At 60.4% G+C, this 17,797-nt stretch carries 16 protein-coding genes and 1 pseudogene; 14 read left to right on the top strand and 3 right to left on the bottom strand.

Annotation, left to right across the window (positions count from 1 at the left end; genetic code table 11):
• The first annotated feature begins 24 nt into the window (after positions 1-24).
• The 5 genes from AB4Z19_RS26940 to AB4Z19_RS26920 all read left to right on the top strand — a co-directional run bounded on the left by AB4Z19_RS26940 (position 25) and on the right by AB4Z19_RS26920 (position 5,455).
• A complete protein-coding gene (locus AB4Z19_RS26940) occupies positions 25-453 on the top strand; it encodes a MarR family winged helix-turn-helix transcriptional regulator (protein WP_442036654.1) in 429 nt (142 codons plus the stop codon).
• Positions 450-1,709 (top strand): MFS transporter, encoded by a 1,260-nt coding sequence (locus tag AB4Z19_RS26935; protein WP_442036652.1) that lies wholly within the window; start codon positions 450-452, stop codon positions 1,707-1,709. The genes AB4Z19_RS26940 and AB4Z19_RS26935 overlap by 4 nt, the downstream gene beginning before the upstream one ends.
• 10 nt (positions 1,710-1,719) lie before the next feature.
• Positions 1,720-2,682 carry a LysR family transcriptional regulator gene (locus AB4Z19_RS26930; RefSeq protein ID WP_442028170.1) on the top strand — a complete coding sequence of 321 codons (963 nt, stop codon included), beginning with the start codon at positions 1,720-1,722 and terminating at the stop codon, positions 2,680-2,682.
• 155 nt (positions 2,683-2,837) lie between these two features.
• Positions 2,838-4,121 carry a Glu/Leu/Phe/Val family dehydrogenase gene (locus tag AB4Z19_RS26925; protein ID WP_442028169.1) on the top strand — a complete coding sequence of 428 codons (1,284 nt, stop codon included), beginning with the start codon at positions 2,838-2,840 and terminating at the stop codon, positions 4,119-4,121.
• 101 nt (positions 4,122-4,222) lie between these two features.
• Positions 4,223-5,455: a malic enzyme-like NAD(P)-binding protein gene (locus tag AB4Z19_RS26920; RefSeq protein ID WP_442036650.1), complete on the top strand. Its 1,233-nt coding sequence runs from the start codon at positions 4,223-4,225 to the stop codon at positions 5,453-5,455.
• A gap of 1 nt (position 5,456) precedes the next feature.
• Here AB4Z19_RS26920 and AB4Z19_RS26915 read toward each other — a convergent pair whose 3' ends face one another.
• Both AB4Z19_RS26915 and AB4Z19_RS26910 read right to left on the bottom strand, forming a co-directional pair.
• Positions 5,457-6,302 carry a lipase family protein gene (locus tag AB4Z19_RS26915; RefSeq protein ID WP_442036648.1) on the bottom strand — a complete coding sequence of 282 codons (846 nt, stop codon included), beginning with the start codon at positions 6,300-6,302 and terminating at the stop codon, positions 5,457-5,459.
• A gap of 3 nt (positions 6,303-6,305) precedes the next feature.
• Positions 6,306-8,126, bottom strand: a complete 1,821-nt coding sequence (locus tag AB4Z19_RS26910) for a DUF885 domain-containing protein (protein WP_442036646.1) — start codon at positions 8,124-8,126, stop codon at positions 6,306-6,308.
• Between the two features lie 97 nt (positions 8,127-8,223).
• Here AB4Z19_RS26910 and AB4Z19_RS26905 point away from each other — a divergent pair, with 97 nt between their 5' ends.
• Together AB4Z19_RS26905 and AB4Z19_RS26900 are read left to right on the top strand one after the other, a co-directional pair.
• A complete protein-coding gene (locus tag AB4Z19_RS26905) occupies positions 8,224-10,287 on the top strand; it encodes a prolyl oligopeptidase family serine peptidase (RefSeq protein ID WP_442036644.1) in 2,064 nt (687 codons plus the stop codon).
• Between the two features lie 141 nt (positions 10,288-10,428).
• Positions 10,429-10,761, top strand: a complete 333-nt coding sequence (locus tag AB4Z19_RS26900; protein ID WP_442028976.1) for a hypothetical protein — start codon at positions 10,429-10,431, stop codon at positions 10,759-10,761.
• Between the two features lie 17 nt (positions 10,762-10,778).
• On the opposite strand, the gene senA is transcribed toward AB4Z19_RS26900, so the two are convergent.
• Positions 10,779-11,978: a selenoneine synthase SenA gene (senA, locus tag AB4Z19_RS26895; protein ID WP_442028975.1), complete on the bottom strand. Its 1,200-nt coding sequence runs from the start codon at positions 11,976-11,978 to the stop codon at positions 10,779-10,781.
• A 35-nt stretch (positions 11,979-12,013) separates the two neighbouring features.
• Between senA and senB the strand changes: the two genes are divergently transcribed.
• From senB to AB4Z19_RS26860, 7 genes and pseudogenes are all read left to right on the top strand, one after another.
• A complete protein-coding gene (senB, locus tag AB4Z19_RS26890; protein ID WP_442028974.1) occupies positions 12,014-13,081 on the top strand; it encodes a selenoneine biosynthesis selenosugar synthase SenB in 1,068 nt (355 codons plus the stop codon).
• Positions 13,078-14,127, top strand: coding sequence for a selenide, water dikinase SelD (gene selD, locus AB4Z19_RS26885; RefSeq protein WP_442036642.1), 1,050 nt, complete (start codon positions 13,078-13,080; stop codon positions 14,125-14,127). The genes senB and selD overlap by 4 nt, the downstream gene beginning before the upstream one ends.
• 118 nt (positions 14,128-14,245) lie before the next feature.
• The gene (locus tag AB4Z19_RS26880) at positions 14,246-14,722 is read left to right on the top strand and encodes a cupin domain-containing protein (RefSeq protein WP_442029947.1); all 477 of its coding nucleotides are present in this window, start codon (positions 14,246-14,248) and stop codon (positions 14,720-14,722) included.
• A gap of 175 nt (positions 14,723-14,897) precedes the next feature.
• Entirely contained in the window at positions 14,898-15,458 is a 561-nt protein-coding gene (locus AB4Z19_RS26875; protein ID WP_442030377.1) for a GNAT family N-acetyltransferase, read from the top strand.
• Between the two features lie 791 nt (positions 15,459-16,249).
• On the top strand, positions 16,250-16,552 hold the full coding sequence (locus AB4Z19_RS26870; protein WP_442030309.1) for a DUF5076 domain-containing protein: 303 nt from the start codon (positions 16,250-16,252) through the stop codon (positions 16,550-16,552).
• 59 nt (positions 16,553-16,611) lie between these two features.
• Positions 16,612-17,406 carry a hypothetical protein gene (locus AB4Z19_RS26865; RefSeq protein ID WP_442036640.1) on the top strand — a complete coding sequence of 265 codons (795 nt, stop codon included), beginning with the start codon at positions 16,612-16,614 and terminating at the stop codon, positions 17,404-17,406.
• 65 nt (positions 17,407-17,471) lie between these two features.
• Positions 17,472-17,797, top strand: a pseudogene (locus tag AB4Z19_RS26860) (hypothetical protein); the annotation flags it as partial.

The raw sequence follows: 17,797 nt of genomic DNA, 5'->3' as shown, positions 1-17,797 counted from the left end.
TCAAGCATCACTCATGGATAAATCATGGATCAAGCACTCGATTTCTGCCTGCGCCTGGCGCGGGCCAATGCGGCGATTGTGCGCCGCCTCGACACCGTACTCGGCGGCCACCACGGCCTGAGTTTCAGTGATTTCATGCTGTTGCAGCACCTGGCGCGCGCGCCAGGCGGACGCTTGCGCCGCGTCGACCTGGCCGAACGCCAGGGCCTGACCGCCTCCGGCGTCACCCGCACCCTGCTGCCGCTAGAAAAAACCGGCTGGGTGGCACGGCAGGCCGACGAGCGCGATGCGCGCGTCGGCTATGCCGTCATCACTCCCGCTGGACATGTATTACTCGACAACGCTACGCTGACAGCTCGTGAAGCGTGCGACGAATTACTGCGTCATTCACGACCTGACCAGCTGGACGCCTTAAGCGCCGTGCTGGGCAACTTGATCGGACCCGGACTATGAATCCCTCTCTGAAAAGTAACGCAAACTTCCGCTGGCTGACGTCTGGCGGTCTGCTGTCCATGCTCGGTGATCAGTTCACCATGGTCGCCCTGCCCTGGCTGGTGCTGAAGCTGAGCGGCGATCCGCTGTCGCTGGGCCTCGTGCTGGCGCTGATGGGCGTTCCCCGCGCGATCTTCATCCTGATCGGCGGCGCAGTGGTCGATCGCTACTCGCCGAAGCGCGTGATGATGCTGACCAAGCACGCCAGCACCGTGCTGCTGGCCGTGCTGGCTGCGCTCACGCTGACCGGCCACGTCAGCCTGCCTGCGCTGTATGCATTGGCGCTGGGCATTGGACTGGCGCAGGCGTTCAGCATCCCGGCCGGCACCTCGATGACGCCGCAAGCGATTCCGCGCGACCTGATTCAGGCCGCGAACGGCACCATGATGAGCATGCGCCAGCTGACCTTCCTGGCCGGTCCATTGCTCGCGGCAGTGCTGCTGGCGGTTGCGGACAATGACCGCCAGCTCGGCCTGGCGTTCGCCTTCGACAGCTTCAGCTATGCAGTCTCCGCATGGACGCTGTCGCACGTGACGATACTGCCACGGCCGGACGCCGGCGGCGCTGCGGCACCAGCGGCGCAAGCACCGCAAGGCATCGGCGCCGTGCTGCACTCCGTGGGCGAAGGCCTGCGAATGGTGTGGCGCGATGTCGAAATGCGCACCTGTTTCGCTTACTGGGGCCTGGTGTCGCTGTTGATCGGCGGTGCGATGCAGGTCGCCTTGCCAGTGCTGGCGAAAGACCGCCTGCACGGCGCGGCAGCACTCGGCATTCTGATGGGCGCACACGGCGGCGGTACGCTGCTTGGCATGATCGCTTCCGGCATGAGCGGCAAACTGCGCCTGCCGCGCTTTGGCGCCATGCTGCTGACGGTGGACTTCTTCGCAGGCCTGATCCTGTTCCCGCTCGGGATGATCACGACCACCTGGCAAGGCGCGGCGCTGCTGATTGCCCTTGGTCTGCTGGGAGGCTTCATGCAGGTCGGCGTGTTCACCTGGATTCAGCGCCGCGTATCGCCGCAGATGATGGGACGCACTATGAGCATCTTCATGTTCATCCTGTTCGGCCTCGCGCCGCTGTCGGCGGCGGTTGCAGGCTGGCTGCTGAATTATGTGTCGTTGCAACTGGTCTTCGAAGGCGGCGGCATCATTCTGGTGGTGTGCGCAGCGGCCGCGTGGACGTTCACGCCAATGAGGCACATCGAAGCCGCACGGTAAAATCACGGCTATGGAAACCAAATGGCTCGAAGACTTCATCTCCCTCGTTGAAACGAACAGTTTCAGCCGCTCGGCGCAGCTGCGTCACGTGACGCAGCCTGCGTTTTCGCGGCGTATTCAGTCGCTGGAAAACTGGGTCGGTACGGACCTGATCGACCGCACCTCGTATCCAACGCGCGTCACGCCGGCGGGCATGGTGTTCTACGAGCAGGCGCTGGAGATGCTGGGCCAGATCAACGGCGTGCGCGAGCTGTTGCGCGGCAAGCGTGCGGCGACGCAGACCAGTATCGACCTGGCTGCGCCGCACACGCTGTCGCTGACGTTCATCCCGAAGTGGATCTCGGATCTGGAGACCAACTTTGCACCGATTAACAGCCGACTGATGGCACTGAACGTGCACGACGCCGTGCTGCAACTGGTGGACGGCGGCTGCGACCTGGTGCTGGTGTATCACCATCCGCGCCAGCCGGTGCAGCTCGATCCGGGCCGCTACGACATGCTGGTGATGGGCCGCGAAGCCTTGCGTGCCTACGCCCGCTGCGACAAGGCGCGGCAACCGGAGTTCACGCTGCCAGGGCGCAAAACATCGCCCATCCCCTTCCTTTCCTACACCAACAATGCCTATCTTGGCCGCATGGTCGATCTGATCCTGAGCGACACCAAACAGGCGCTGCATCTCGAAACGCATTTCGAAACCGATATGGCCGAAGGCCTGAAGATGATGGCGCTGGAAGGCCGCGGCATCGCCTTCCTGCCTGAATCCGCGGTCACGCGCGAAGTTAAACAAAAACTTCTGGCGCCCGCCGGCGGCGACCGCGGCGACTGGGAAATCGAGATGGAAATCCGCCTGTATCGCGAGCGTCCAAGCCCCGCCAGGCCTGGAAAACCCGTGGTTTCGCGGCTGTGGGAGTACCTCGAAGAACAGCAGCAACCGGCGGATAAAAAACGCCGCATTCCCGCCTCCGAACGATAGCCTTTTGACAGGTTATGCAAATTTTGCATAACCGAATGCGCATACAGCATTGGCTGGCTTTGTGCCTCAGGCGTAGGATTCGCCTCGCTCGATATCAGAACAAAAGCAAGAACCACGATATCAACCGAACAATCGCGAATCAGAGGAGTCACACAATGACGAACCACGCACTGCCTTCTTACCTCAACGCCGACGATCTCGGCCCATGGGGTCAATACCTGAAACAAATCGACCGCGTTACCCCACACCTGGGCAATCTGTCCCGCTGGGTGGAAACCCTGAAGCGCCCGAAGCGCATCCTGGTTGTTGACGTACCTATCGAACGTGACGATGGCACGATCGCTCACTACGAAGGCTACCGCGTGCAGCACAATATGTCGCGCGGCCCAGGTAAAGGCGGTGTGCGCTTCCACCAGGACGTAACCCTGTCGGAAGTGATGGCCCTTTCGGCATGGATGACGGTGAAAAACGCCGCCGTCAACGTGCCATACGGTGGTGCAAAAGGTGGTATTCGCGTTGATCCGAAGACCCTGTCCCGCGGCGAACTGCAGCGCCTGACCCGTCGCTACACCAGCGAGATCAGCCTGATCATCGGCCCAACCAAGGACATCCCGGCTCCGGACGTGAACACCAACGAGCAAGTGATGGCCTGGATGATGGACTCCTACGCCATGATCGAAGGTAATCTGTCGACCGGCGTGGTGACTGGTAAGCCAATCTCCATGGGTGGCTCGCTGGGCCGCCGCGAAGCAACCGGCCGCGGCGTGTTCGTGGCTGGCCGCGAAGCAGCTGCAAAGCGCGGCGTGGCAATCCAGGGCGCACGTGTTGCAATCCAGGGCTTCGGTAATGTGGGCGGCGTTGCTGCCACCATGTTCGCCGATGCGGGCTCCAAAGTCGTCGCAGTTCAGGACCACACCGGCACTGTGGTGCACGCCGGCGGCCTGGATGTCGCAGCACTGCACAAGTTTGTTGCAGAAACCGGCGGCGTGGCGAACTTCCCTGGTGCAGAAGCCACTCAGGACCGTGATTCCTTCTGGGGCATCGAATCTGATATCCTCATCCCTGCGGCGCTGGAACAGCAAATCACCGCCGCAAACGCACCGAAGATCCGTACCAAGATCATTCTGGAAGGCGCAAACGGCCCTACCACCCCAGAGGCCGACGATATTCTGAACGAAAAGGACATCCTGATCGTTCCTGACGTGCTGGCCAACGCTGGCGGCGTAACCGTGTCATACTTCGAGTGGGTGCAGGACTTCTCCAGCTTCTTCTGGAGCGAGGAAGAAATCAACGCTCGTCTGACCCGCATTATGCAAGACGCGTTCAACTCGGTTTGGGAAGTCGCTCAAGAGAAGAAGGTATCCCTGCGTACCGCAACCTTCATCCTGGCATGCACCCGAGTGCTGGCTGCACGTGAAGTGCGCGGCCTGTATCCGTAAAAATACTAATTACAGGCGCCCTCGCGGCGCCTGCAATATACGCCCGCAACAGGTGATTGCCTGCTGCGGGCGTTTTTCGCAATGAAAAAGGACAGAAAATAATGAGCAGCTTGGAGCAAAAAGCTCTTGCATACCACAGTGAAGGCACGCCAGGTAAGCTGGCGATTGCAGTAACCAAGAGCGTCGGCAACCAGGACGACCTGGCGCTGGCCTACTCGCCGGGCGTTGCTGTGCCCTGCGTGGAAATCGCCCGCGATCCTGCGCTGGCGTACGAATACACTGCAAAAGGCAATCTTGTCGCAGTGATCACGAATGGCTCGGCAGTGCTGGGCCTCGGCAATATCGGCGCACTGGCCGGCAAGCCGGTCATGGAAGGCAAAGTCGTGCTGTTCAAGAAGTTCGCCGGCATCGACTCCTTCGACATCGAGATCGACGAAACCGATCCGGACAAGCTGGTGGACATCATCGCCGCCCTGCATCCGACTTTCGGCGGCATCAACCTGGAAGACATCAAAGCGCCTGAGTGCTTCTATATCGAGCGCAAACTGCGTGAGCGCCTGTCGATCCCGGTCTTCCACGACGACCAGCACGGCACCGCCATCGTGGTGGGTTCCGGCATGCTGAATGCCGTCGAGATGACCGGCCGCGATATCTCGACCGTGAAAATCGTCTGCTCCGGCGCGGGCGCTGCCGCTATCGCCTGCCTGGAACTGCTGGTGGATATCGGCGCCAGCCGCGAGAACATCTTCGTCTGCGATTCCAAGGGCGTGCTGACCAAGGCCCGCAACCTGACCGGCGAAAAGGCCGACTGGGTGCAGGACACCACGGCCACGACCCTGTCCGAAGTGATCGTCGATGCGGACGTGTTCCTCGGCCTGTCCGGTCCTGGCCTGCTGTCGCAAGCCGACGTGAAGTCGATGAAGAAGGCCCCGATCATCTTCACGCTGGCCAATCCCGAGCCAGAGCTGCGCCCTGAACTGGTGCGCGAAGTGGCGCCGGATGCGATCATCGCCACCGGCCGTTCGGACTACCCGAACCAGATCAACAACGCCCTGTGCTTCCCTTACCTGTTCCGTGCAGCGCTGGACACCGGCGCCACCACGATCAACCAGGACATGAAGCGCGCCTGCGTTACCGCCCTCGCCGGCATCGCCCGCAGCGACGAGCGTTTCAGCAAGGACTACGTGGTTCCTGGCCTGCTGGACGACCGTCTCCTGTCGCAAGTGACGCCGAAGATCGCTGCCGCCGCCATGCGCAGCGGCGTGGCACGCAAGGAGCTGGACCTCAACGCCTACGCGGATCGCCTGACCGCATTGGCCAAGACCCTGCTCTGACCTAAGCTTCGCGCAGGCCCAGCAAGGCGCTGATGTAGTTGATCATGGCGTGGTCCGCAAGACCACGCGTCAGCACATTGCCGGGCCTGAGTTTATAGATGACGTAATTGACTTCCGCTCGCGCGCGGTCTGCCGCCATGGCGAAGTCCCCCGCCGCCGGCAGGTATTTGCCGTTGCGGTTGAGGTAGCGCGCGCCTTCCAGATGGGTGTACTGCAGCAGCAGCCCACACGGCGGCACCTGCGTCACATCATCGCAGCAATCGATATACCGCTCCACATCCCGCCGCAGCAGACGTGCTGCAAATTCGCCGTTGCCCACGCGCGGTGATCCGAACGTCACAAGCCGCGCCTCCGTAAAATCCGCCGATGCCGCCAGCGTCGCCAGTGCCGCCCCCAGGCTGTGCCCCGTCAGCGTCAACTGATCCGGCGCCTGCTGCTTGACCCAGTCCCGCAACTGCGACGCAACGCTTTCATAGCATTGTGCAAAGCCCGCATGGACTTTGCCACCGCCGCGCCAGGGCTTGCTCAGGAATCGCGCGTCCGCCACCAGATCGTAAAGGGAGTTCGGCTGCGTCCCACGAAAGGCAATGTAGGCGCGGCCGTCGGCAGCCTTGCAGGCAAAGGCTTGCGTGCCTGTCCCGGCATCGTTAAAGAAGGTGTACTGCGTGAGCCCAGCCAGCGCACAGGCTTCCGAAACGGCCGGCGCAGGATCGAAGTACGCCAGCCGCGACAGCTCGGCGCAGCGCGCCGCTTCCGGCCAGCTTGCCGCCGGTCCGCCCACTACACCAAACAACGGCGGCATAGTCGCCGGATGAAACAGTGATGCAAGACTAGCGTCGTACTTCATGGTTCACGCTCCTTTACGTGCGGCGATCCAGTCGTTGATGACGCGCTCCAGCACCGTCAGCGGCAGCGCGCCGTGGCTGAGGACTTCGTTGTGAAACTGCTTGAGGTCGAACTTGTCGCCCAGTTCCTGCCTGGCGTGTTCGCGCAAGCCGAGGATGGTGAGCATGCCCACTTTGTAGGCCAGCGCCTGCCCCGGATCAACCAGGTAGCGCTCAACTTCCGACGTCGCTTCGGAGGTACTCATGCCCGTGTTGTCGACCAGATATTCAATGCCCTGCTGGCGCGTCCAGTGCTTGTAATGGATGCCGGTATCGACCACCAGCCGCGCGGCGCGCATCAACTCGTCGCGCAAGCCGCCCAGCCGGTCAAGGGGCTCCGGCTCCAGTCCCATTTCCCCCGCCAGATGCTCCGCATATAAAGCCCAGCCCTCCTGGTAGGCCGAGAAGCCGATGATCTTGTGGAAGAAGGGAATGCCCTTCAGTTCCTGCGCCAGCTGGATTTGCAGATGGTGGCCCGGCAGGCCCTCGTGATACGCCTCGGTGCGCATGGTGTACTTCGGCATCTTGTCCACCGCGCGCATATTCACGTAGAACACGCCGGGACGCGAGCCGTCGAAGGAGCCGGGAATGTAGTAAGCACCCAGCCCGCCGGACTGCGTTGCTTCCGGCACCGGACGTACTTCAAGCCGCAGCCTGGGCACCATGTCGAAGGCCTGCGGCAACTGCTTGCGCGCTTCGTCGAGGATGGCCTGGTAATCGTCCAGCATGGCCTTGCGGCCTTCCGCCGTATTCGGATAATGCTGCGCCGGGTCTTCCGCCAGCTCCGTCATGCGGTCGCCAATGCTGCCTTCGGTCATGCCGTGCGTGCGCAGGATCTTGTCCATCTCCGCCGACACGCGCTCCATCTCCGCCAGTCCCAGTTCATGAATGCGCTGCGGCGACAGATTGGTGGTCGTGTAATGCTTCACGCACCAGGCGTAATACGCATCGCCGTTCGGCAGCGCCCAGGCGCCGCGGTTGCCCGTGATACGCGGCGCGATGTCGTGAAAGTGCTGGATCAGCGTCACGTAAGCGGGATAAACGCTGGTCTGGATCGCATCGGCGACTTGCGCCAGCAGCTCCTTGCGGGTTTGCTCATTCATCTCCGCCAGCGGAATCTGGTCCAGCTTTGCGGCAAAGCTGGTGTACAGCGTGTTCTCGCGCGCGGGACGGCCGGCAAACACCTGCAGCTGCTCCATCACACGGTCGATCATGAACTTGGGTGGCAGCACTCCAAGGTCTTCCTGCACGCGCAGCGACTCCACCAGCTGCTCGAACTTGCGCGGGAATTTGCGCAGGCGGGCGATGTAGTCTTCCGCCTCGCCTTTCGTTTTCACCTGATGCACATCCGCCATGAACTCCGGCAGTGCAGTCTGCAAGCCATGCACCTGATTGACGGGGAAGCCGTAGAACATGAAAGGCTCACCGTCGATTTCCGACTGCAGAAAGTAATGCAGCGTGTCGTAGGAAATCTGCGCATTGCGGCTTAAATCGCTGCGGTCGTAGCCTTCCAGCGTGGTGAGATCGGACTTCAACTCATCCATCACGGCGTGGGCATGCGCCGGCGAGGCGTCATCCAGCCGCGTGCTGTAAAACTCCGCCCAGGAAGGCAGCACGCGCATCGACGACAACATCTCCGGGCTCTTCAACGCATAAGACGTAAAAGCCCGCAGATAAAACCACTCCAGCTTCAAAGGCTTGAAGTACCAGGTCTGGGTCAGCAAGGCCACAACGACAAAGGCCACTGCCATGACCGCAGTCAGCAGCCGGGCCGCCATACGCGTCATACAGTTTCTTTCTCGGATGATGAGGATAACGCGCATTATAATGCCCGCTTGGCTCGCCATAAGCTTGCCATTTTTGATAACAGATCGGAGATACCGAATGACTCTACGCCTGCTGGTTATGGGCGCCGCCATCGCTGCGGCAACCAGTGCTGTCGCCGCGCCGCGCGGCCTGACTATCGAAGACCTTGCGTCCATGGACCGCGTTGGCAGCCCCGCGCTGTCGCCGGACGCAAATCGCGTCGTCTACACCGTGCGCAGCACGAATATGGAAAAGAACCGCGGCATCACCCAGTTGTGGATGATCGACCTGCGCGCTGCCAAGCCAAGCCCGGTGCAGCTGACCCAGCACGACTCCAGCAGCCACGATCCTGAGTGGTCGGCCAACGGCGACGCGGTCTACTTCCTGAGCGGCCGTTCCGGCTCGTCCCAGGTGTGGCGCCTGCCGCTGAGCGGCGGCGAAGCCGTCAAGGTCACCGATACCCCGGTTGACGTGGAAGCCTTCCACGTTTCTCCGAAAGGCGACCGTATCGCCCTCTCCTTCGCCGTCTACCGCGATTGCGCCGACCTGGCCTGCAGCAAAAAGCGCGAAGACGACAAGGCCAAGAACAAGGCCACCGGCAAGATCTACAACGAGATGTTCGTGCGCCACTGGGACACCTGGGCAGACGGCCGCCGCAACGTGCTGTACTCGGCGCCGATCGACGCCTCCGGCAAGGTCACCGCGCAGCCGGTCAGCCTGAGTGGCACACTGGACGGCGACGTGCCATCCAAGCCTTTCGGCGACGCGAAAGAGTTCACCTTCAGCCCTGACGGCAAGAACATCGTGTTCTCCGTGCGTGCACAAGGCAAATCCGAATCCTGGTCCACCAACTTCGACCTGTATGAAATCCCGGCCGCGGGCGGCGCCGCTCCGCGCAACCTGACCGCGGACAATCCGGCATGGGACACCAAGCCAGCCTTCTCCCCGGACGGCAAGACCCTGGCCTACCTGGCCATGGCGCGTCCCGGCTTTGAAGCGGACCGCTTCAAGATGGTGCTGATGGATGTCGCCACCGGCAAGAAGCGCGTGCTGGCCGATAACTGGGACCGCTCCATCGCCGACTTCGAATGGCGCGCCGACGGCAAGGCCCTGCTGGCCAATGCAGACGACGTCGGCAACCACCGCCTGTTCTCGCTGGATGCGTCCAGCGGCAAGGTCACCGCCCTGACCGGCAAAGGCTACGCGGGCGAATTCGATACCGCCAAAGACACCGTCATCGTGTCGCATGCCAGCCTGTCCGGCGGCGCCCAGCTGATCAAGCTGAAGGCCGACGGCGGCGAGCAGGCCGGCACCCAGCTGACCTGGGCCAATGCCGACCGCCTGAAAGACATCAAAATGGGCGAGTACGAGCAGTTCTCCTTCCAGGGCGCGCACGGCGAAACCGTGCATGGCTACGTGATGAAGCCATGGAATGCTGAACCGGGCAAGAAGTATCCGGTCGCCTTCCTGGTGCACGGCGGCCCGCAGGGCAGCTTCGGCAACTCCTGGAGCTATCGCTGGAATCCGCAGGTGTACGCCGGCGCGGGCTATGCGTCCGTGTTCATCGACTTCCACGGCTCCACCGGCTATGGCCAGAAGTTCACCGACGCCATCAGCGGCGACTGGGGCGGCGCACCGCTGGAAGACCTGCAGAAAGGCCTGGCAGCAGCCGTGGCCAAGTACGACTTCCTGGACCGTGACCGCAGCTGCGCACTGGGCGCATCCTACGGCGGCTACATGATGAACTGGATCGAAGGTAACTGGAGCGATGGCTTCAAGTGCATCGTCAACCACGATGGCGTGTTCGACCAGCGCGGCATGGCATTCGCTACCGAAGAACTGTGGTTCACCGAGTGGGAAAATGGCGGCACCTACTGGGCCAACCCGGCGCTGTATGAAAAGTTCAACCCGGTCAATTTCGTCAGCAAATGGAAGACCCCGATGCTGGTGGTACAGGGCGACCTGGACTTCCGCATCCCGACCGCGCAAGGCCTGGGCACTTTCACCGCGCTGCAGCGTCAGGGCATCGAATCGAAACTATTGGTATTCCCGGATGAAAACCACTGGGTACTGAAGCCTGCCAACTCGATTCTGTGGCACCACACCGTCATCGACTGGCTTGACAACCACCTTAAGAAATAAGTATTGCCAGTAAGCCACAAGGCCGCCCGCGAGGCGGCCTTTTTCTTGCATATGAGGCGATCGCGGCAGATAATGAGGATATAGTGTTGCCTTCCCACACTAATATTTAATAACAGACAATATTGCACCTCGAGCGCCGCCATGCATGACCTACACGACAACTCTGGCGCAGCGATGACCGACCCGGCTACTGGTAGCGACGGTCACGATAACCTGCTCCAATACGATCCAAACCGTTTACTCGATTTCCTGATCGAGCACATGAAACTGAAGAACGACGCCGCCCTGGCGCGTGCGCTGGCCATCATGCCTCCGATGATCAGCAAGGTACGCAGCCGCCGTGCCGCCATCTCCCCGGCCCTGCTGGTGGTGATGCACGAAGCAAGTGGCGTAACCATCGAGAAGCTGCGCGAAGAAATGGGCGACCGCCGCCTGGCCTTCACGCCGATTCCCGATTCGCTGTTGCTGCGCTAAGCGCCGCCTGCGCTGATTCAGCGCGCGCAGGTACGCAAGCCGCAGAAGATATCGTCGCGCTCAGGCAGGTAGAAGTTACGGAACTTCGCCGACCCAAGGCGCGACGGCGTCGCGAATGAGGCGCCGCGCAGCACCTGATGTGTGCTGAACCACGGCGCGGAATACTCACGATAACGGTCCGCCTCGAAGCCCGGATAGGGTTCGAACGGCGATGCCGTCCACTCCCACAACTGCCCCCACTGGAACGCCGGATGGCCGTAGAGCGCCGCGTATTCCCATTCCGATTCCGTTGGCAGGCGGCGTCCCGCCCACATGCAGTAAGCCTGGGCCTCATACAGATTGATATGGCGCACCGGCTCATAGCGCGCCAGCGTGGCCGGCTGGCCGAAGCGCTGGGTATGCCATTGCCCGCCCTCGCGCTGCCAGTAGCGCGGCGCCGAGCGTTCCTGGCGCATCAGCCAATCCGCGCCGGCGATGCTCCAGTATTCGCGGCGATCATAGCCGCCGTCTTCCACAAAATCCGTGTACTGCGCGTTGGTGACCAGGGAGGCGTCCATGCTGAATGGCGGGACGTAGCAGGGATGGGCGAACTTCTCGTTATCGAAAATGAAACCGCCAGTGTCGGCAGTGCTGCCCAGCTGCAGGGTGCCGCCGGGGAAAGCGATTTCCTGCTGCGCGCTGCGCGACGGCTCATCGCGCGTCAGCTCGGGCGGCGCCTGCAGGCCGAGGGTTTGCAGGGTATAGAGGAAGGCCTCACCGTGCATGTCTTCATGCGCCAGGACCAGGCGGTAGGGATACAGCGCTTCGTCCGTATTCGGTTCGCGGCTCAGTTTATCGAGCACGCGGTCCAGCACTTCGTGGCAGTAGGTTTTTACGCCGCCGGTCGTCGGCAAATCCAGCGTCCAGCGGCTGCGGTGCGGCACGTTGGCCGAGTCGAACCAGTCGTCGCCCTTGCGCAGCATGGATTGAAAAAGCGCGTCCGCAGGATGGCTGGACGCTGCTTCGCGCAGGATGAACCACTCCGCAAACCAGGCGGTGTGCCCCAGTTCCCAAAGAGGAGGATTCACAATGCGCAGCTGCGGCACGCGCATGGCTTGATCCATGCCCGCGGCAGCAAAACATTCGAACAGGCTAAGCGTATAATTCCGCGCATTCTGCAAGGCGTCGGCCAGCTGCTGGGTGCGCGCGTTTCGGAACGAAGCTGTAATGGAAGTCATAACCGATTGTAGCGACTTTTTAGTGACAAGCACCAGTGAGCAAGCCCACAATCTGCATCGTCAGCCCCGCCCTCGCCGCTGCCAATAACGGCAACTGGCAGACGGCCAGCCGTTGGGCGGGCTTCCTCGCACCGCGCTACGACGTATCGATCTGCACCGACTGGTCCGATGTATCGTCAGCAGCGGCGTCCACACCGCCTGCCGCCACGCCGCCCCGCGATGCAGCTGCAGCGGCATCCGCGCCGGACTTGTTAATCGCCCTGCATGCTCGCCGCTCCGCTTCATCGCTGGCCGCCTTCCGCGCCGCACACCCCGAGCGCCCCACCCTGCTCGTGCTGACCGGCACTGACCTATACCGCGACATCCATTCGGACGCCAGCGCCCAAGCCTCCCTGGAGGCAGCGCACGCCCTGGTCGTCCTCCAATCCGCCGGACTCGACGAACTCCCCGCCGCCGCCCGCCCCAAAGCCCACGTCATCTACCAATCCGCCCACCTTGGGGCCAAACACCCTGGGGTCAGATCCGACATTCGTACACAAGCTCAGCAGCATGAGATCGTCATGATTGGCCATTTGCGCGATGAAAAGGACCCGCTGACCTTCATGCGCGCGGCGGAGTTCGTGCGGAAGCCGTCGGCACGTCTGGTGCATATCGGCGGCGCACTGGATGCGGCGCTGGGCGAAGCAGCGCACGCGACACAGAACGCGGCGGCCGGACGCTATGAGTGGCTCGGCGCCCTGTCCCACGACCAAACCGTGGAGCGGTTGCGTAGCGCGCACGCCATGGCCATCTGCTCGAGGATGGAAGGCGGCGCCAACGTGATTATTGAAGCGGTGACCAGCGGCGTCCCCGTGCTGGCCAGCGACATCAGCGGCAACCGCGGCATGCTGGGCGAGGACTACGAAGGCTATTTCCCGCTCGGCGATGCGCAAGCGCTGGCAGCGCTGATCGACCGCAGCGTGAGCGATCCCGCCTGGCTGCAGCGCCTGCGCGCGCAATGCGCCGCACGCGCCAAACTATTTGAACCCGCGACCGAGCAGGCAGCCTTGCTCACTTTGGTAGATAATCTGCTCCATCAGAACCAGGAAAGACCTCAAAAATGAGCACTGAACAAATCAAACTGACCTCCTTCTCCCATGGCGGCGGCTGCGGCTGCAAGATCGCGCCCGGCGTGCTGTCCGAGATCCTGAAGAACTCCAGCGGCTTCCCTGTGCCGAAGGAACTGATGGTCGGTATCGAAACCGCCGACGACGCCGCCGTCTACAAACTGAATGACGAACAGGCGCTGATCGCCACCACCGACTTCTTCATGCCGATCGTCGACGATCCCTTCGACTTCGGCCGCATCGCCGCCACCAACGCCATCTCCGACGTGTACGCCATGGGCGGCACCCCGATCATGGCGCTGGCCCTGGTGGGCATGCCGATCAACAAACTGCCGATTGAAACCATCGGCCAGATCATCAAAGGCGGCGAATCCATCTGCGCCGAAGCGGGTATCCCGATTGCCGGCGGCCACACCATCGACTCCGTGGAACCGATCTACGGCCTGGTCGTGATGGGCCTCGTGCATCCATCCAAAGTAAAGCGCAATGCCGATGCCAAGGCAGGCGACGTGCTGGTGCTGGGCAAGCCGCTGGGCGTGGGTGTGCTGTCCGCCGCGCTGAAGAAGAACGTGCTGGACGAAGAAGGCTACAAGGCCATGATCGCCAACACCACCAAACTGAATAAGCCAGGCAAGGCGCTGTCCGACCTGCCGGGCGTGAATGCGCTGACCGACGTCACCGGCTTCGGCCTGCTGGGCCACCTGCTGGAACTGGCGCGCGGCGCCAAGCTGACGGCAAAGCTGAACATGTCGCAGATCCCGCTGCTGCCTGGCGTGGAAAAGCTGGCACACGACGGCTTCTTCACCGGCGCGTCCAGCCGCAACTGGGAAGCCTACGGCAAGGACGTCACCCTGTCGCCGAACATCACCCAGCCGCAGCACACCCTGCTGACCGACCCGCAAACCTCGGGGGGCCTGCTGGTGTCCTGCGATCCTTCCGCCGTGGACCAGGTGCTGGAACTGTTCCGCAGCCACGGCTTCGGCGAGGCTGCCGTGATCGGCGAAATGGCCGCCGGCGAGCCGCGCGTTCAAGTAGCTGCATAATTCATCACACCGACCCGGCTCACGCTTCCGGACGATCAGCCCCGGAAGCGCGTGCCGCAGATCGGAACCGCTTAGCCCTGATTTGCAGCGACACCAGCAGCCCAACATCAGCCATAACATGCCAATCGTCCGCGCCGCACAACGACAAGTTGAAACGATTGAAACATCAGACCCGCGTGTCACGAACCGCGAGGAATGGATCAGCGAGCCAGGCGGACTGACCCAGGTCGGCGCGTTCATCCACATGCTGGCGCCCGGCACCAGGTCATCGATCAAACATTGGCACGAAGCCGAAGATGAACTTGTGTATGTGCTCGAAGGCGAGCTCACGGTTATTGAAGGAGAAGAAGAGCAGGTGCTGACGCCGGGAGACGCCGCAGCCTTCCCGAAGGGCAGCCCTGTTGGCCACTATCTCTGGAACAAGAGTGCAGCTTTGGTCCGTTGCATGATTATCGGTACACGCGCAGAGGTTGATCGTGTCACTTATCCCGACCATGATCGGATACTACACCGTGATCGGTCCTTGCCTGATGACGTATGGACCGACGCATCTGGCAACTCGGCTGAAAGTCCATACAAGCACTGGTTACCTTAAACGTTGACTGTCCAACTGCCGCAGCTCGCGTCCTCGGCCTGCGCTTCCAGCCACCGTGGAGAACCGGGCCTTTAGTCCACTTCAATTCGAGAAGAACAGCAATTCGTGTTGTGACTGTAGATGATCACGCTCAGCGGCCCCGCGAGCCTGATGACAAAAAGGTATACCTTGTCCCATGAGAGAAGCAATTACACTTACTACGCGGCGCCTGCTGTTGCGAAAGTGGAGTGAGTCAGACCGCGCGCCGTTTGCCGCCATGAACGCTGACCCGGCTGTGATGGAATTTTTCCCGTCCGTGCAGTCGCGCGAAATGAGCGATGCCAGTATCAACCGCTGGCTTGAGCAATTCGCATCGCAGGGTTGGAGTAACTGGGCAGTGGAGCTTCGTGCGACGGGTGAATTCATCGGTTTTGTGGGCTTGTCCGTGCCGATACGCCGTCTGCCCTTCTCGCCTTGCGTCGAGATCGGTTGGCGTTTGGCTAAGCGTTATTGGGGCCAAGGATATGCCAGTGAAGCAGCTACGGCGGTGCTCGATTGCGGCTTCAATCGGCTTAAGTTGGAGGAAATCGTTTCCTTCACAGCACTAAGCAACCTGCGATCACGCGCTGTGATGGAACGTATCGGTATGTACAACACGCACGCCGACTTCGATCATCCGGCCTTGGGGGAAGGACATCCTTTGCGCAGGCATTGCCTTTACAGATTAAAGCGCGAGGAATTCCTTGCCCGCATTTAGGATGAAGAAGGTCGGGATTGCGAGGAGCCTCAACCCTGTCCCACTCTCGCTTTCGGACGAACGGAGCAGCTTGGTAACACCACGATTCTTCGTAACGACAGAATCGTGCTCCCGGCTTGTTGGCCACATTCGGCCAAAGGCGGCTCATAGTGTCTCGACGTAATGCACTGAATTAATTGAATGGGACTGATGTATGCCTAGAGGGACCCGCCTGAGGAATATTGCCATCGGTTTGTGCGGCTCATTCAATAGCCGGAACAACGATCTGAATGGTTACTGGGCAATCGGCAAACTACGTTCGCTGGCCGAGCAGTATGGTCGGACCACGGTAATACTTGATTTGCTGACGCTATCCATTCTTCCGTCATCGTCTGAATTCGCACCTGTATTGGCGCGCTATCGCCGTCTTCTTGAAAAGCTGGCGAATCTCTCGCGAATCGGACTAGAGGAAATCACGACGGCACGTGTCGCGCTTGACTTCGCACCCCCACCCTGGCCTAGGATTAGCTACTACAAGCGAGAATGGGGTGATCAGTTCACCCTAACCGTGACAATTAACGCGGAAGGAAGGGCCGCTGGTATAGCGCAGCACGGCGGCTATTGTCGGTCGCATGACCCCGTCCGCGAGTGCCGGTCAACTCGCCCCACATGGTGCTAGTGCGAATGCGCTTTGGGGCAACTTACGCCCGGTCGTGACAAATCGTGAACTTTGCAAGTGGGCAAGATGCTATTCTGGTTTGCAGGCCGAATCCGGCCAGAAGCAGCCGTCGAAAATTTATGAAGAGATTTGTATGAATGAACGCCCAATCCCGCCCGCAGCACAAAGAGACATTGAATCTGTCGAAATGCTGCGTGTTTGGTTGGCAGAGAGGCAGTTGCACTGCTCGCTAAAGATTGGCATGTACAGGGACAGCATGGGCATTGATGAGGAATTGGCCTGGGGAACAATACTGGCAGATGCAGCTAGGCATATATCGAGAGCTCTGTACCCTGAAGATGCAAGAGCGGAGGCAGCGGCGCTGCAAAAAATTCTCCATAGCTTTAATGACGAGGTTGCTGCGCCAACATCAGATGCCAAAGGCGGATTTGTATAATCGGCGGAATGCGGCCAGGAGCGGCCGCTCAAGCTAAGGTCAACCGATAAACTAAGCCAATGAAATTAATTTTGCATCTATTCATTTTAGTTTTAGTCACGTTAATGTACACAGACGCAGCCCATGCGCTTTGCCTCGACCCGAAGAGCGGAATCTCAGGATACAACGTTCCGCTTCGATCTGAGATACAGGCAGCTGATGCAATAGTCGTAGGCCGGGTATTAGTGGAAAATGAACTGAAAGAGGACAGAAGTGATCCTGAGGGAGTGACAGCATACAACGTCACGATCAAGGTTCTGGCAACCCTAAAAGGGCGATTGCCAAACGTCTTTTCGGTGCGCAACGAGAACCGGCCAATAGCGGACCCGGTCGGCAGAACACAAAATGATTCGAACGAAACTGGCATTGTCATGAACTTCAACAGCATACGACATCAAATTCTAAATGCCGGAGGCATTCCGGGAGAGCCCGCGCAAGAGAATGATTTTCTTGAGTTTGAGAACGCTCATCGGTTTAAGCTTGTGTCACAGGTTAGAGCGAACTACCTCATAATGAATGGAAGCGAATACTGCACAGAACCCGGTGGTTCCTGGATGAGATTTTGGCCGCTTGGTGAATGGCGCTCGGTCCATGATGCATTTCCGGATGACGGAATCGCAAAATCCCTGCCGTCTGGTACTTTCGTTTGCGCAGATTATGGATACGAATGCGTTTACTTCGTCGTTGATCTTACATCCCCACAGGGCCGTGTATATGGACTCGGACAAACTCATGCTGGAGTCGCGGGAGCTGATTTCGACGAGTTTGTCGCTCGCGTAGCCCAGGACAGCGACGAAGTGCATAGCTACCGATGATCTTGCCGATATCGGCCAGTTGCAGTCATTTGGGAACTTAAAAATTCAGTACGGACATATGAGTCATGATTTCTACAGCTTCAGAGTTTGTTCGCTTGCGGCAGAGCGCGATTCCCGACGAATACACTCGCGCCGCGAACGAATCAGCGAGCATCCAAGTCTGGGTGGAAGTTATTGAACACTTTCCCGATATGCTTGAATGGGTTGCTCATAACAAGACTGTACCGCTTCCGATCCTTGAGATTCTGTCGCTGAATTTGGACCCTAAAGTTCGCTATGCCGTTGCAGTAAAACGGAAGCTCAGCTCAGAACTATTTGATCGTCTTGCACGTGACCCGGACGAAACTGTTCGCGCCGCAATCGCGCATAACGCAAAGGTTCCAATTGAAGT

The sequence above is a fragment of the Pseudoduganella sp. RAF19 genome, from assembly GCF_052114165.1.
GTDB lineage: Bacteria > Pseudomonadota > Gammaproteobacteria > Burkholderiales > Burkholderiaceae_D > Rugamonas.
Note: the sequence above shows the minus strand (reverse complement) of the source record. Positions and strands in the feature narration are given on the sequence as shown.

Bases quoted from the DNA above. Each gene is read 5' to 3' on its own strand.
- AB4Z19_RS26940 (WP_442036654.1), top strand. From the start codon at position 25: ATGGATCAAGCACTCGATTTCTGCCTGCGCCTGGCGCGGGCCAATGCG.
- AB4Z19_RS26935 (WP_442036652.1), top strand. From the start codon at position 450: ATGAATCCCTCTCTGAAAAGTAACGCAAACTTCCGCTGGCTGACGTCT.
- AB4Z19_RS26930 (WP_442028170.1), top strand. From the start codon at position 1,720: ATGGAAACCAAATGGCTCGAAGACTTCATCTCCCTCGTTGAAACGAAC.
- AB4Z19_RS26925 (WP_442028169.1), top strand. From the start codon at position 2,838: ATGACGAACCACGCACTGCCTTCTTACCTCAACGCCGACGATCTCGGC.
- AB4Z19_RS26920 (WP_442036650.1), top strand. From the start codon at position 4,223: ATGAGCAGCTTGGAGCAAAAAGCTCTTGCATACCACAGTGAAGGCACG.
- AB4Z19_RS26915 (WP_442036648.1), bottom strand. From the start codon at position 6,302: ATGAAGTACGACGCTAGTCTTGCATCACTGTTTCATCCGGCGACTATG.
- AB4Z19_RS26910 (WP_442036646.1), bottom strand. From the start codon at position 8,126: ATGACGCGTATGGCGGCCCGGCTGCTGACTGCGGTCATGGCAGTGGCC.
- AB4Z19_RS26905 (WP_442036644.1), top strand. From the start codon at position 8,224: ATGACTCTACGCCTGCTGGTTATGGGCGCCGCCATCGCTGCGGCAACC.
- AB4Z19_RS26900 (WP_442028976.1), top strand. From the start codon at position 10,429: ATGCATGACCTACACGACAACTCTGGCGCAGCGATGACCGACCCGGCT.
- senA (WP_442028975.1), bottom strand. From the start codon at position 11,978: ATGACTTCCATTACAGCTTCGTTCCGAAACGCGCGCACCCAGCAGCTG.
- selD (WP_442036642.1), top strand. From the start codon at position 13,078: ATGAGCACTGAACAAATCAAACTGACCTCCTTCTCCCATGGCGGCGGC.
- AB4Z19_RS26880 (WP_442029947.1), top strand. From the start codon at position 14,246: ATGCCAATCGTCCGCGCCGCACAACGACAAGTTGAAACGATTGAAACA.
- AB4Z19_RS26875 (WP_442030377.1), top strand. From the start codon at position 14,898: ATGAGAGAAGCAATTACACTTACTACGCGGCGCCTGCTGTTGCGAAAG.
- AB4Z19_RS26870 (WP_442030309.1), top strand. From the start codon at position 16,250: ATGAATGAACGCCCAATCCCGCCCGCAGCACAAAGAGACATTGAATCT.
- AB4Z19_RS26865 (WP_442036640.1), top strand. From the start codon at position 16,612: ATGAAATTAATTTTGCATCTATTCATTTTAGTTTTAGTCACGTTAATG.